Origin of the sequence: Eubacterium sp. An3, assembly GCF_002159465.1 — a bacterium.
GTDB lineage: Bacteria > Bacillota > Clostridia > Lachnospirales > Lachnospiraceae > Anaerobutyricum > Anaerobutyricum stercoris.
This window is the reverse complement of the sequence record NZ_NFIR01000024.1, coordinates 46,347-59,778: the sequence shown is the minus strand read 5'-3', so window position 1 is coordinate 59,778 and position 13,432 is coordinate 46,347. Positions and strand designations below refer to the sequence as shown.

At 47.7% G+C, this 13,432-nt stretch carries 17 protein-coding genes; 1 reads left to right on the top strand and 16 read right to left on the bottom strand.

Annotated features, from left to right (window positions below; all coding sequences use genetic code 11):
- Positions 1-86: 86 nt before the first annotated feature.
- Entirely contained in the window at positions 87-464 is a 378-nt protein-coding gene (locus B5F87_RS15810; RefSeq protein WP_087282757.1) for a hypothetical protein, read from the bottom strand.
- A gap of 54 nt (positions 465-518) precedes the next feature.
- On the opposite strand from B5F87_RS15810, the gene B5F87_RS15805 reads away from it, so the two are divergent.
- Positions 519-815, top strand: a complete 297-nt coding sequence (locus B5F87_RS15805; protein WP_087282755.1) for a hypothetical protein — start codon at positions 519-521, stop codon at positions 813-815.
- A 38-nt stretch (positions 816-853) separates the two neighbouring features.
- Here the strand turns inward: B5F87_RS15805 and B5F87_RS21235 are convergent, their stop codons facing one another.
- The 15 genes from B5F87_RS21235 to B5F87_RS15735 are packed head-to-tail and all read right to left on the bottom strand — an operon-like array spanning position 854 to position 13,422.
- Complete coding sequence (locus B5F87_RS21235) at positions 854-1,855, bottom strand: hypothetical protein (RefSeq protein ID WP_204246086.1); 1,002 nt, start codon at positions 1,853-1,855, stop codon at positions 854-856.
- Positions 1,856-1,869: 14 nt separating this feature from the next.
- Positions 1,870-2,376, bottom strand: coding sequence for a hypothetical protein (locus B5F87_RS15795; RefSeq protein ID WP_087282753.1), 507 nt, complete (start codon positions 2,374-2,376; stop codon positions 1,870-1,872).
- Positions 2,377-2,389: 13 nt separating this feature from the next.
- A complete protein-coding gene (locus B5F87_RS15790; RefSeq protein ID WP_087282751.1) occupies positions 2,390-2,959 on the bottom strand; it encodes a putative phage tail protein in 570 nt (189 codons plus the stop codon).
- A 5-nt stretch (positions 2,960-2,964) separates the two neighbouring features.
- Positions 2,965-4,128, bottom strand: a complete 1,164-nt coding sequence (locus tag B5F87_RS15785) for a baseplate J/gp47 family protein (protein WP_087282749.1) — start codon at positions 4,126-4,128, stop codon at positions 2,965-2,967.
- The gene (locus B5F87_RS15780; RefSeq protein ID WP_158097069.1) at positions 4,129-4,620 is read right to left on the bottom strand and encodes a DUF2634 domain-containing protein; all 492 of its coding nucleotides are present in this window, start codon (positions 4,618-4,620) and stop codon (positions 4,129-4,131) included.
- Positions 4,613-4,906 (bottom strand): hypothetical protein, encoded by a 294-nt coding sequence (locus B5F87_RS15775; RefSeq protein ID WP_087282745.1) that lies wholly within the window; start codon positions 4,904-4,906, stop codon positions 4,613-4,615. Before B5F87_RS15775 ends, B5F87_RS15780 begins: the two co-directional genes overlap by 8 nt.
- 12 nt (positions 4,907-4,918) lie before the next feature.
- The gene (locus tag B5F87_RS15770) at positions 4,919-5,914 is read right to left on the bottom strand and encodes a hypothetical protein (protein ID WP_242964512.1); all 996 of its coding nucleotides are present in this window, start codon (positions 5,912-5,914) and stop codon (positions 4,919-4,921) included.
- Between the two features lie 17 nt (positions 5,915-5,931).
- Positions 5,932-6,885, bottom strand: coding sequence for a peptidoglycan-binding protein (locus B5F87_RS15765; protein ID WP_087282743.1), 954 nt, complete (start codon positions 6,883-6,885; stop codon positions 5,932-5,934).
- Positions 6,885-9,779 carry a tape measure protein gene (locus tag B5F87_RS15760; RefSeq protein ID WP_143405267.1) on the bottom strand — a complete coding sequence of 965 codons (2,895 nt, stop codon included), beginning with the start codon at positions 9,777-9,779 and terminating at the stop codon, positions 6,885-6,887. Before B5F87_RS15760 ends, B5F87_RS15765 begins: the two co-directional genes overlap by 1 nt.
- A complete protein-coding gene (locus B5F87_RS21050; RefSeq protein WP_158097068.1) occupies positions 9,769-9,909 on the bottom strand; it encodes a hypothetical protein in 141 nt (46 codons plus the stop codon). Before B5F87_RS21050 ends, B5F87_RS15760 begins: the two co-directional genes overlap by 11 nt.
- 14 nt (positions 9,910-9,923) lie before the next feature.
- On the bottom strand, positions 9,924-10,415 hold the full coding sequence (locus tag B5F87_RS15755; RefSeq protein WP_087282741.1) for a hypothetical protein: 492 nt from the start codon (positions 10,413-10,415) through the stop codon (positions 9,924-9,926).
- Positions 10,416-10,427: 12 nt separating this feature from the next.
- Positions 10,428-10,886 (bottom strand): phage tail tube protein, encoded by a 459-nt coding sequence (locus B5F87_RS15750; protein WP_242964510.1) that lies wholly within the window; start codon positions 10,884-10,886, stop codon positions 10,428-10,430.
- 10 nt (positions 10,887-10,896) lie between these two features.
- Positions 10,897-12,300 carry a phage tail sheath subtilisin-like domain-containing protein gene (locus B5F87_RS15745; RefSeq protein ID WP_087282739.1) on the bottom strand — a complete coding sequence of 468 codons (1,404 nt, stop codon included), beginning with the start codon at positions 12,298-12,300 and terminating at the stop codon, positions 10,897-10,899.
- The gene (locus B5F87_RS15740) at positions 12,300-12,527 is read right to left on the bottom strand and encodes a hypothetical protein (protein WP_087282737.1); all 228 of its coding nucleotides are present in this window, start codon (positions 12,525-12,527) and stop codon (positions 12,300-12,302) included. Before B5F87_RS15740 ends, B5F87_RS15745 begins: the two co-directional genes overlap by 1 nt.
- Before the next feature lies 1 nt (position 12,528).
- The gene (locus tag B5F87_RS15735) at positions 12,529-13,422 is read right to left on the bottom strand and encodes a hypothetical protein (protein ID WP_143405266.1); all 894 of its coding nucleotides are present in this window, start codon (positions 13,420-13,422) and stop codon (positions 12,529-12,531) included.
- Between the last annotated feature and the right edge of the window lie 10 nt (positions 13,423-13,432).

Sequence of the window (13,432 nt, the reverse complement as noted above, 5' to 3'; positions counted from 1 at the left end):
CAGATCAGTATGAAAAAGAATACTATGCAGCATTAGATGAAAGAGCTGAAGCTTTAGCAGGGTAACTCAACATTAAAAGGGCATATTTAATTTGTACTTTTTCTTGACATAGGACCAATCTCCGCTTTTGAAATTTTTTCGTAAAACTTCGCTGGACTACCTGGCGCCAATTTATTGATAGCAGCGCAAACCTGCCGCAGATTGTAATTGATGTGACTACCCTTTGGATGATTCTCCTGCAGGTATTTCAAACAGCTTTTCATGGATTTTTTTACGCCGACAAATCGCAAACCCATGTAAAATGCCGCAATAATGCAGCCATGCCGGCGAATAAAGCTGCTGTCCGTGAAATCATACTGGGACGGCAGTGGCACGACCCGACCGTCCGTAAATTTGATCTTACACGGATATTTTTTCTTTCGCTTTGCATTTTGGGTTGGTTTGATTTCAAATAATTTTTTCATATATACCTCCATAAAAAAAAGAACCACTAGGTTCTTAGAAGGCCCTGTCTTTATTTGAATAGCAATTTAAAGAAGCATTATACACAAGGCGGATTAATTGGAACAAGTAACGTAAATAATTATTTCCGATCTGCTCATGTAACATTTGAAACACCATATAAAACAGGTACAAAACCAAATGTTGTTGCGACAGTACGAAATTACGGCAATACGGTCATTGACGCTCGCTTAACTACTCTTTATAAAAATGAATCTGCTACCAGTGTAGATTTATTTGTTGCCGATCCGCAAGGCGAAATAGGCGGCCTGGGTTATGAAATATCATGGATGGCAGTAGGCGAAATAGATTAGGCTAATCGTCTCCGCTCATGTTTACTGGTAATATAGCATTAATTTTTTAGAAATAATGCCGTACAACTTACATCCCCCGTCAATGTGCCGGCAAATGTATTTCGCACAACAACATATATGTGGTCGCCATACCGCTGAAAACTACATAAAAATTGGTCACCATAATCGCTATCTTTTGATATGACACCTATATATGTGTACCCGGTTGGAATATTCAAACGTCCCATATCAACATTCCCTTCACCCTTCGAGGGCAGGTTTACATATCCTGCGAATGATTGGGTTTTTATTAAGTTGTCTAAATTGCTATTCAATTCATCAACGGTATTTTTCAGAGATATTACCGTCAGTATAGTCCGGGCAATTTTTCCCAGTATAGAGGACAATTTTTCCCCACTGACCAATGCTGTATCCTCATTTACAGCCGTAAAAGTGGGAGTTTGGTCATTGGTCGCAACATTTGGCACATTCCCCAGGCCAACTTGCGACTTTGTCACAGAGTGAGGATTGCTTTTATTGGAGATATGGTCATATGCTGCTTTTCCACGATCACCGCGGTACGCCGTAGTTGATGTTTCTCCTAATGCAAGGCTTTGTGATATTTCTACATAGGTGCTTCCCGACCACCGATATGTCTTATTGGTGGACAATTCTACATAAATTTTTCCTGCTTCTCCAGTTATTTGAGTGGTATGCGATGATTCTTTATAAAATTTTCCACCACTTAAATAGCCTTCGATCGTATCATCAACATAAGAAGGTAACTGCGCAGATGGCACTTTCCCTGTGGCATCCAGTTCAGCAACGCCGCTTGCTGCTCCTTTTTTAGCTGCGTCAAGCGGAGTATATCCCAATGCATCAGTTACATTGTCAGAAGTCATTTCCCCACGAATTGTGGCGCTGCTTTTATTCTCTACATTTGCCAAGCCAATCTGCGACTTTGTGACCCCGTGAGGATTATTCTTATTTGTTGTATGTGTGTTAAATAAACTTTTTACATTGGCCCAAAAACGCACCATAAATTCCCTGCCTGTGTGCATTATCCTTTCCCTCCTTAAATACAAATTTCATCTGCATCATCAGCCGTCATCTCATAAGAGTTGTATATATCTACCGTCAGATATGCCGATGAATCAGTATCTATCTCTATCTGGTTATCATTGCTCAGTGCAAATGACAGATAAAATGTCGCAGCATATCTCGGTTTTTCGGCTTCTGATGGAATTGGCATCGGAGTCTCCTCCTGCAGGATGGCAAATAAAATATCCTTCTCGTCACCCTGCGCTTTTGCATAGACACCGACCTGCTGCAGATCATACCCACTGGATAACCCTACTGTGGTAAGCTGTACCATCAACACAGTAAATTGATTATTGGCCTGCTTATTTACAATTGATAATGTCTGCTTCACTTCCTGCAGATCTGTCTGGGATCTCAGGTCCGTCACAGGCACTGCCCCACTCCCAGCTTTTACACCTGTTATCTGTAAAGTTTCACCGACCAATAACCGGTTCTGCAAAGCAATGCCCGCGTCTGTTATGACCGCATATGTATTAGCCATTATGACTCCTCCTTTAACTGAATGTGACCGGTATCATAGCGTGGATGGACTCCACGATACGATATTTGCTTTCAAATTGTTCCTCTATCACATCGGACGTATTAATTTCATAAATCACATGCGCCGGTTTTAACCTCTCAATAATCTCTCGCATACCAGTCAGATCATCCACATAACCTATTACATCAATGATAATCTTATTGCTTCCTGTCACCTCTGTTATCATCACTTCTTTTTCGACCGTATCTGATAATATATTTTCCAATTTTGCCGGATTGATCGGAGCCATCATCTGCATTTTTGCCTTGATATTGGCCCGGCGTTCTTCTATCATCAATGTATCATCAGGGATGATTCCGTATTCTTTTTCCCAATATGGAAGAAGCTTCTCCGATGTCTCCGGAAATATTTCATCGAATAGCCCCATAATGATTGTATTGATATCATCAATAACAATTCCTATAACCTGAAATAGCCATAATCCCACATAGGATTCACCATATACATCAGACACATAATCGATAATCCTCTGAGCAGCCTCACTTTTCAGAATTTTATCCATCAAATCTGTAATATACCACATATTGATTATGCCCCCTCTGTAACAGTCAATGTGCCAAGTACCGGTATCATCCCGTCTGGTACTGTCAGATTGCCACTGCCTGTCGCCTGAGATGATGATAACTGAACTGCTGCATAGTCATAAATACCTGCTATATCAGACAACACGCCATACACACCAGAAAGACGCACTATGCCTTCTTCAATACAAGATGAAAAATATTCTTCCACTCCTGCTTTTATGGCTTCCTGCGCTTGTTCCTTCGTGATTCCATCCAGATATACAGTAAGAGATACATTGATTACAGCACTTTGCGATTCCTGTATGATCAGCTTTGCCCCTATGGGGGCCAGTCTTTCTTCCGGGTTATCTGGTGCCATGATGTAGTCATAAACAGCGCCCCGTAATTCTTCATCAGCCGGCTGTCCATCCTGATCAGTCAGTATCAACGTTACTGTAGCGCTTTCATCTTCCGCCGATATGACCGTCACTGATCCGACTCCTGCTACTGACATTGCCCACCTCTTATAATCAGATATATTGCCAACAAAAGATATATCCTGCGACTGATAGTAATTAACAATCCTTTCCCGGTAATCATCGTCGTCTTCTTCATCAAGGCCGCCGGTCATTCTTTCCGGGTTTGTTACGGATGTGATCTCATCCAGTATATTCCCTGTTTCATCGCCGATCTGCAGCACTACGGTATTCGGAAGTACGTTTCCTTCGGCCCCTCCTTCTTCCGCTTCCACAGGCACGCTGGCAGTCCCCGAGCTGTCCACAGTGATTTCTTCTGTGCTTACGAAACTCACTGTATTACCATCTTCATCCGCCTCGGTACTGAAAATATATCCCAAGGGAATGACTGTTCCCGCCGCTGCAGTCACGGTTACAAATCCGGTTGCATTCACAGATTCCCGACGGGTGATTCCGCGGGAGCTGCCATGCAAATCGAGCAGGTATGATTCCTCACAAGTAGATGGAAAAAGGCTCTTCAATATCTCGACAAGAACATATTCCCGGAGTTCCGATATCTCAATCGCCGTTGGGCGGGTGAAATCCCATGGAAAACCACCCTCTGACTTATCAATATCTTCTGGAAGATTATCCAGCATCTTCTTGTGAATCTCGTCCTCACTGGAATTTTCCAAAAAAGCCGGTATAGTAAATTCTTCCGCTTCCAATGCCATTTACATCACCTCCTCATAGCTGGCTGTGATTTCTGCAGTGCCATAAATGCCTGTGACCGGCACTGTCACTTCCAATCTATCTGCATGCCAGACAAATTCTACTTTGCCAACAAATTGTGTCCGCTCGGCGGAATCATTCATCAACGCCTCTTTTATTTGACGATTCAATATGTTTTCTACCTCTGCCCGGCTTTCTGCCTGCAGCAGCCTGTCAAAATCCACGCCAAAATTATCCTCATAGGCTTCGTATGCTCCGCTCTGCGTACGGATTGCCTTATGACACCACTGTTCCCACGCCTCGATTCCGGTCGCCTCTTTCAGGCGGCCATCTTTTTGGCGTACAAAATCCCCAGATTCGTAGTCAAAATACATACTCGGTAAATATGCTTCTACGCCCTGGGGATTGTTATCTTCCTCGTATTCAATTTCATTCTCATCGGTATATGCTGTATCTTCTTCCAGCAAATTTTCCGGAAATAATGTATCAGGCATCCTCATCACCACCTTCATTTTTTAGCGGTCCAATGGCAATCATATCCGGTTCATCTTCGCCATCTGTCCATATAACCAACACTCGGTCGCCTGCCGCGATGGAATCCGAAAAAAATGAAAAATAATCGTCTTCTGGCTCATCGCTGTTCGGGTAGGAATCCGGAAGAACGCCTTTTTTGTGATAGGTTCCCAGCTCAACACTATATCCTTTCCTGCGGTTTTGCCTATCATTCATCATGTCTGCAAGCAGACTAAGAAACCGTTCCTTTCCATTTTCTTTTCTCATAGCTCCCCTCCGTTAATAAAATTCCAAATCCATCGTCCGGGCCATGCAATCATGAGAAATGCTCTTGACAATCCGGTACCCCTTGATTCCGCCGGCATTAACGTACACCTTATCTCCTCGCTTAATCAGTGGATTCGATACGGCAGTCAGGGATTCCGTATATTGCGGTTTTGCCTTTTTCTTCAATGTCTGCTTTGCCTTTTTTTGCAGTTTTGCCAGTTTCTGTTTTTTCTCCTTATCCATGACCTGCTGGATAGTGCCGTAATCCGCGGTATTTTTTACGACTTCGGCCTTTTTAGGCACTGTTTTTTTCTTCTGCTCCCCATATATTTTGATCTTGGTCACAGTGTCTTCCAAACTCATTTGCCGTGATACATATGTGGCATTCTTGCCTTTTTCCAGACAATATACCGTGAGGTTTACCCCCGTATATTTCACAACAACAGTTGTTCCGTCAATGGTCAGGATATACCGGGCATCCAGCTCGTCTTTTGCCTTATTTAGTACCCAGACCATCATGTCGCCAATCTTATTTTTGACCGGTTTGATCCGGCCATGCTTGATGCTGCCATAATCATACCGCAGCTTTAACCCCCAGGCCGCACATATCTTTTTCATGATATTCTTTGTCTGAAGTCCCTTTTTGTAGAAAAACCAATCTTCGGACTTCATGGCGAAAATAAGAAAGTCATATGCCGTATAACTGACCTTGGTATCCTGCTCCGCTTCGTCATCGCCTTCCCATATAACACCAACAAAGATTCGGAATTTCCCCTCGCCAACATCCGCTTTTACCACTAATTTTGACAAAGGCGTAATCCATTTCGATAGAGGTTTCCCTTTATAGTTGGCATTTATGAGGGTCATATCTGCTTCGGCCGCCAAGGAATCAGGTGAATCAGACAAGGTAAGATCAGTAATAATGTTGGACTTTCCGAGATCAAATTCGATATTTTCGGATGCTGTGGTCAATTTTGCTGTGTATTCCGGCTGTTCCAGGCTTGCCACACTGTATCACCTCCATTTTACGACACCATTTTGAGCAGCGTCTTATAATCAGCTACCCCAGTCACTTTCAATCCTTTTTTCCGTTGGTAAGTCTTAATAGCTGCAGTGTCCTTTACTTTGCAGGTGCCGTCCTGCTTCGTCCCGACCATCTTCTGCACGAATTTCACCACCTGCCCTTTCCGTCCGGTACGGATAGATATTTTTTTCATGGCCGCTTTCGTGGCTGCATTCAATTTTTTATTAACGGTGAGATTGGCGTATCCATCCTTTTTGATAGCTCGTTTCAGCTCCTCTACCCGGTCGTTCTGAATGACTTCGGTATCGCCAGTTGGGATGACCAATACCTGATCTTTATAAATCGTGTATTTGCTGATCTTTTTCCCCGGATTCTTTTTTCTCTCCTTTTTGTTCCGCTTATCAATCAGTTTCTTATTTGCTTTATAAATTTTTTTATACTTCTTCCTGTCTCCCAGATACTTTCTGGCCAATTTCTGCAGCGTATCGCCTTTTTTTACTTTGACCGATATCCCAACTTTTGATTTTTTCATATTCTGGGCTGCTACGACAATCTCTTCCCTCTCTTTAAATCCAACCTCATACTGCAGATGTAGCCCTTCATGTGCAGATGTATACTCTGCGATATAAACATCTGCATTGATGTTGGTCCCCGTGATACAGACATTCAGCGGTGTACCGCTTTCCCCCCAGTATTTAAAAATATCATCCAATACATTGGGATCCGTCCACGCCCGTACCAATCGGCTACCACGCAGTGCCTCTCCCGGAAAGAATCCCTCCCAAGATAGGTCAAAAAGATTTTTTCCATCCGGCATCTGAACTTGTCCTTTATTGATGACTTCATACTCCGCAAATCGAGCCTCAGCAGAATAAGAGATACTTTCTGGCACCACCGGCAGGGTGATCTTTTGGTTGACGCCGCTGGCATTGATTCCTGTAATATAGATATCCATTACATCACCTCCGCCGTTCGGTTCGTGTACGAGGTTCCACATGCGTCTACAATGGCATTCATAATGACATCGGCAATCTCTTGTTTACTGTTTTTGATAGCAGCAACCACATCCCCGCCGGCGCCGCTGGCCGCCTGTACCGTGATCTGGATAGCACCAGACGCAACATTGATCTGTACACTTCCGGCGCCGGCGCTGCGCCGTCTGCCGACGTTACCAACCTTTCCGCCGCGGGCATAATGGGTAACGCCAAGGATTTCTCCTGCCTGCTCCCAGAGACCTAGAGCCCGGCTCCTATGCTTAGACAACGGAATGACCATCTCCGGACCTTCTTCGCCAAGTTCTGATATGATATGTCTGCCGATGTAATTGCCACGGGCATTTTTCTGCACCGTTGGTGGCGTTGCCAGCCTTGTATTCGGCGCTGAAGACCTGTTGGACGATGATGACGCCGATGAGGCTGCTGCCTTCGCCTGCGATGCAGCAGATCTGATTGTATTAGCCGCTGCTGATAACACGCTGGCAACAAGCGTAGCCTGTGAGCCCAATGCCTGCACATTTCCGCCGGCTGTCAATGCTTGGCCGCCCATAGTTCCCACATTTCCGCCGGCCGTAGAAGAATAGCTACCAAGGCCGCTGACTTTGGAAGCAGCGCCGCTGGTCGTTGCCCCATAAGATTTTACTGTTTTAGAGGCTGTCTCCGATTCTTTGGTATAGCTTTTCGTCTCTCTGGCTGCCTTTTTTGTGGAATCCGATAACTTGTCATCCGTACCTTTGGCCGCCTTCCCCTGGATAGCGTCTATATCATAGGAATAAGACCGCGAAGAACGCTTTTTATTGTCCTGCAGTTTATCTACTCTGTTACGTATATAATCTCCAGCATCATTGCCTTTTAATAAAGCCGCAATCCCGCCGGCGCCGCCGCCAATCAAGGCTCCAGCAGCCGTGCCAACAACAGGCACAACAGATCCGATTGCCGCCCCAGTTGCTGCACCAGCGCCAACCATGCCAAGTTTCGTCCCGCCTCGGTAACCCTCCTTCTTCTTTTCTTCTTTATTTTTGCTTGTGACTGCATTGTAAATATTTTTCGCGGCGCTGCCGACACCCGCGGCAATCCCTGCAATCCCCGCTACACCCGCAGCGCCAACCGCAGCCGCACCACCGGCCGTCGCAGCTCCAGAACCCAGCTTTACACCAAGATTTCCGAACCATGCCTTTGCCCCTGTTGCTGCTACCGTCTCGCCGCTTTTTAAGGTGACTCCTTTTCCGCCAAGACCAAACAGTCCGCCTTTGACTCTTTTTGGCGAACTATTTCCACCGGCTTCGGTTCCCGGAAGCTGTGGCGTTCCTCCTGTGCCATTTCCTGGCATTCCCGTCGGACTTCCACCAGATACCCCACCATTGACATATACCGTCGCCGCAGATACGGTCATAGTTCCTACTCCCGTCCCGGATAGCGGGTTACTACCGCTACCAGAACCAAAAATCATATCAAGCAGATTTTTTCCTTTGCCAAAAAGCTTCAATCCGCCTTTAATTCCAAGATATCCAAGGATATAATCCTCAATACCCGCCTTATCTCCGCCGGGCATCAAATCTTTCAATGAATTTTTAAAAATGTCTTTAATGGATTTGGCCGCTTCCGTTCCAATGCTTTTCAGTTTCGATACAATCGCTGGCTTACCTGTGGAATCCCACCACTCACTAAATGGATTTGATATCAGTTCATCCCAGGCGATACTTATTTTTCCACCGATAGACGCATTCTGGAAATCGTCTCTGTTAACCAATTCATCCAGTTTATTCCCCGCTGATTCCAGTTTGCTCACCAGACCCATACTCAGATCTTCACCGATATCTTCCAATACGTCGCCCCATTTATCCATTTTCGGGGACATTTCATCCAGATAATCCAGCAGCTTCGACATTCCTTTGACTGCGCCGGTCTGCAGACCACGTCCCCATTTCTCTACGAATCCAATCTGGAATGTATCGGCAATCTGACTTTTTAGGCCGCTGGCCGTCCGGTTCGCTGTCTTATCCATCATACCGTCAAACTCATCCATTCCTTTCAGGATGCTGTTTATGGCATCATCTACTGGTATCAGCCCTTTCGTCACCATATCCTGTGCCTGAGCAACAGATACTCCCTCGCCTTTGGCTACATAGTCCCAAGCTTTTACATTCGCTTCTGTAAGCTGGAGCATTTCTTCCGCAGATACCTTTCCTTTCATCTGCATCTGTCCCAATGCCGTCGTAATCCTCTCAATGCCTTCCGCTCCGGTTCCTGTTGCCGCTGATACATTACCAATTCGATTCATATCTGTCAGGATATTTTTCCGATTCCATCCCATGGCAAGCATCTTCTGCGAGTTCTGCACAACATCCTGTGTCTCAAATGGCGTCTCCACAGCAAAGTTTTTGATATCCGCCATGAATTTATCCGCTTTTTTCTTGCTGCCAAGCATTGTCTCAAAACCGATCTGCGCCGTCGTGGTCGAATCGGCTACGCTGATCGGGTCAATGATAACTTTTTTGGCCGCCACTCCCGTCAGCACGCCACCGATTGCCGTTTTTAAAGAAAAGACCTTATCTTTGATGCTTTTCAGCTTTGATGTAGCTTTGTCATCAATGTCCACTGCTGCCCGGAAGGTCTTCCCGGCAAATGACCGCCCGGTGCCAAGTACTTTCTTAAACACCGGCGTTGCCTTATCGGCCGGCGCCCCGATCTTCGGGTTTACCTTCGTACCGCCAAGCTTCTCCGACGCTTTTGTTGCGCCGTCCACCTTTGTCTTAAACTTGTCCACCTGCTGGCCGGCGACTTTCAGCCCGGCGGAGGCATTGTCGGTGAATCTGGCTTCTGTTTCTATGACGATCGTCTCTTTACTGGCCAACAGGCTCACCTCCTTCTATGGCCGCCAACACTGCCGCCAGCACAAACGCCCGCTCCCCTTCCGGGAGGGCGAGCGTCGCAGACGGCAGCATACCAGTCCGTATATAATTCTCTGCCAGCAGCCTTGCCATCGGGCTGGCATCAATCAGTTTTTTGCGTAATCAAACAGCGCCGTGTTATCGCCGGAGATGTTATCAAGTGCCTTGCATACCTGCTCGATCTCTCCGGACATCAGCACCGCCTTGATGATGTCCACGTTCGTGGCAACCATATGTCCCTGGTTGATAAGCCCTGCCTTTAAGTCCTTATCATCCCAAATCTTATTCCCCATTTCGCCGACGGTGGCAAGGTAGATCTCCCAGGCAAGGAAATCCGCGTCACTGCTCTTCTTCGCGATCTGCGGCAGTTTCGGGTTGTTCGGGTTTGGCATGTAGGTCGTGGCATTGTGCCTGGCCTGCTCCACCTCATCCGCGGTAAGTGGCCTGATATCAAAAGAAAAGAGCGGCGTCTCCCCGCCCCTCTTAATCTCGATGGTCCGCACTTCGTTATTTTTATAATCCGCTGCTTTGAGTAAGCCGTTAATCAGGCTCATCTCGTTACCTTCGGTCACTGTGATATCTGTTTTTTCTTTTTTCATCCGATCTCCTCCTTATGCTGCCAGCGACTTGATGCAGTCTGGCACGCTGTTGATGATAAAGCTGAACTGCCGTTTGATGATCTCGCCCGATTTTACCGACAGGATATTGGTATCCCCATCCGGGACGCATTCATTGCAGAGGAATTTCTGCTGCCCGCCGGAGAATGGCTCCGTGCTGCTGCCGGCAAAATTAAAGGTCGGCACAGACCCCTGTCTTACTTTTTCCAGCAATGGAACTAACATCAGGTCGTCCCGGATGACCGCCTCTGTAAAGGATAAAGTATATTTAATACTTGTTGGCACACCATACTGCTGATAATCCCCCGCCGGCTGGAAATCCGTATTGGTAAAATTGGCATTGATCTCAAACTCTTCTACGCTGGCATACCAGACGGATACGCCGTCCACCTCGATGTACATTTTTCCGTCCTTGCCAGTCATCAGTTTCCTTGTGTCAAATCCTTTGGCCACGGTATCCCCCCTAACTTGCCACGTACCGGAACTGGTACGTCAGATAAATCTTTTCCAGGCTGTCGATATCATCTATCTGGATGATGAAATGTGCATGGTCAGCGGCGTGAGGGTTGTCCGGGTCTTCGTAGAAATCATAGGTATCCAGAATCTTTTTCTCCAACACCATCTGCGCCAGCACTGCCTTTGCTTGCTGGATGACATTATCCACGCCGTCATCATCACAATTGATCTTCCCGATCAGCGGTTCCAGCGTCCGGTCGATCCGGTCAAAGGCTTCATTCCGGACAGCCGTCCTCTTGATCTTCTTCCATCCTTCATCGTCTTCCTCCGCCAACACAGTATACGTGTTCACGCCGCTGTCAAACCATACCTGCCCGTCATACCCTTCTGACAGAAGGAGAAGCCCCGCTTTGATGGCATCCTCATACTGCTGGTTTGTCAGTTTCTCAATGCAGCTTTCCGCCCCCGGGATCTCCGTATGGACGATGGACTGGCTGGAATCTTTGCTTCCGATGATGCCCGCCTGCAGTGCGACAGACAGGTACCCATCCACCGTATTTCCTGCCGTATCCACATACCCACTGCCGCAATAGACAAAGTACGGGGCATTATACGACTTTGCATTATCCATCCGGGTACTGAGCGCCGATGAGGAGGCTTCCCCGATCACACAGATGCCGATAGCACCGTTGTCATGGATGCGCTCCATGAACGCTTTCGCAAGCGCCTGCACCTCGTCATCCACCGTATCCAGTACCAGCACATTCCACCGGAGCGCCTCAAAGGCGTTAAATGCATTGCTGTACCCTTCGTTGTTGACGGTCGGAGCCGCGCCGCCGGTAAGCGCCTTCTGGGACACATCCTGCAGCGTGCCGCTGGCGCCGTCCTCTTTGGCTGCCGTCAGGTACTGGCTGTCCTTCATCTTTTCGATGAGGGCATCGATTTCTCCTTCCCCTGCAGTAAAAGCGATCTTTTCCAGCAATATACTGCCGTCATAGATACTACACTCCTTTGTTGTGGTATCCCCCAGCTTCTGTTTTATAGTAACAGACAGTTCCATATCTGATTCATAGCGGGCCGTCAGCGTGACAGCATCCGTCCCCGTAGAATTCTGTATCTTGGCCGTGCCCTTTGTGCCGCCGCTGCCCAGACGGTACACATAGACCGTGACCGCGCCGCCATCAAACAGAGCTTCTGCTGCATCCACGGTCCCCCCGTCCATGTACATGGCAGTAAGGGCTGACCTGGACGTGATCTCCTGCACTTCCCCTACCGGCCCCCAGTCCGCGTGTACCGGGATACAGAACACGCCGTTCATGGCGGCGGCCACCGTACTTCCGTCCCTCTTTTCATGGCGTCGGTACACGCCGGCACGTACCTTTTCTTCCCCTTTTACAAATAATCCTGACACTATTTCACCTCTTTCTTGAATCTGTTGATCAGCTTCCTGGCCTCGTCCTCCGTTGCCGCCGCTTTTCCGGCAACCGCAAACGCTGCCCGGACTAAATCCGGGGTGGCGCCGAAGACTCCGGCCGCCTCTGCGACCTCATCGACGGTATACCGCGGTGCTGCCGCTTTGCTGGCGGCCGATGCCTCCTGCTGGTTGGCTGTCTCCCGTGTTGTCTTCTTCTCTGCCATCTCATCCTCTCCCTTCGTTCATATTGATGATGTTCATTGGTTGGGTGTCCTGCATCTCCCGCAGAATGCCATACTGCCCCTGTACCTGCATCTGGCCGTCACGCAGGGGACTGTTTCCCTGGCCAATCTGCATCTGGCCAATAAAAAAAGGCGAGCCGTCATCCATCGGGAACCGCTCTGCCTCAGATAAAGCATAAGAAATGTCTGTCAATATCTGATTGGCTATGTCATAAGACGCGGATATCACATGCACCCACAGCCGCGCTGTATACCAGGTGCAGGCATGGGTCGATGGGAAGCTCCCTGGCGTGATCTGTTCCAAACGGACATACACGGCAGATTCCGGGACAGAGGTTCCCGGCTTCCATACCGGGTTGCCGTCTTCTATCATCCCGTCATTGATGACCCAAACATCCGGGCAACGGGATCTGATATAGGCAGCCAGTGATGCCACCGCATCCATCGGCACATACCGTTTCGCAGGGAATGCATATACATCAAAATACAAAATGGTTCCGAACACTTCCATATCCGTGCCGCCGCCGATCTTCACATTGACCGGCTCAGACTTCTGCCAGGTGGTGGCGATAGTCAGACCTTCTTCCCCATCCGTAAAAAATGTAGTGTCAAACGCTTCCTGTAACTTCCGCACTGCCGGCGGCAGCATGTCAATATCCGTATAAGCCGCCATGACACGCAAGGAACCAGATACCTTCCTGTCGGCGTCATCCTGAATCAGCAGATCGTAAATCACACGGCCATACTGCACACCTTCCCACCCGGAATCCGTATCCCCCGGAGCCTGCATCTCAAAAATAGCCGGATCGCCGGCATGGACGGCCAGCCCCTGCAATCCCAGGCTTTTGATGTGGTCATGAATCATTTGGCTTAACATCTTGTCTCCT

Excerpts from the sequence above, each read along its gene's own strand:
- B5F87_RS15810 (WP_087282757.1), bottom strand. The coding sequence starts at position 464 with ATGAAAAAATTATTTGAAATCAAACCAACCCAAAATGCAAAGCGAAAG.
- B5F87_RS21235 (WP_204246086.1), bottom strand. The coding sequence starts at position 1,855 with ATGCACACAGGCAGGGAATTTATGGTGCGTTTTTGGGCCAATGTAAAA.
- B5F87_RS15795 (WP_087282753.1), bottom strand. The coding sequence starts at position 2,376 with ATGGCTAATACATATGCGGTCATAACAGACGCGGGCATTGCTTTGCAG.
- B5F87_RS15790 (WP_087282751.1), bottom strand. The coding sequence starts at position 2,959 with ATGTGGTATATTACAGATTTGATGGATAAAATTCTGAAAAGTGAGGCT.
- B5F87_RS15785 (WP_087282749.1), bottom strand. The coding sequence starts at position 4,128 with ATGGCATTGGAAGCGGAAGAATTTACTATACCGGCTTTTTTGGAAAAT.
- B5F87_RS15780 (WP_158097069.1), bottom strand. The coding sequence starts at position 4,620 with ATGCCTGATACATTATTTCCGGAAAATTTGCTGGAAGAAGATACAGCA.
- B5F87_RS15775 (WP_087282745.1), bottom strand. The coding sequence starts at position 4,906 with ATGAGAAAAGAAAATGGAAAGGAACGGTTTCTTAGTCTGCTTGCAGAC.
- B5F87_RS15765 (WP_087282743.1), bottom strand. The coding sequence starts at position 6,885 with ATGGATATCTATATTACAGGAATCAATGCCAGCGGCGTCAACCAAAAG.
- B5F87_RS21050 (WP_158097068.1), bottom strand. The coding sequence starts at position 9,909 with ATGGCAAGGCTGCTGGCAGAGAATTATATACGGACTGGTATGCTGCCG.
- B5F87_RS15755 (WP_087282741.1), bottom strand. The coding sequence starts at position 10,415 with ATGAAAAAAGAAAAAACAGATATCACAGTGACCGAAGGTAACGAGATG.
- B5F87_RS15740 (WP_087282737.1), bottom strand. The coding sequence starts at position 12,527 with ATGGCAGAGAAGAAGACAACACGGGAGACAGCCAACCAGCAGGAGGCA.
- B5F87_RS15735 (WP_143405266.1), bottom strand. The coding sequence starts at position 13,422 with ATGTTAAGCCAAATGATTCATGACCACATCAAAAGCCTGGGATTGCAG.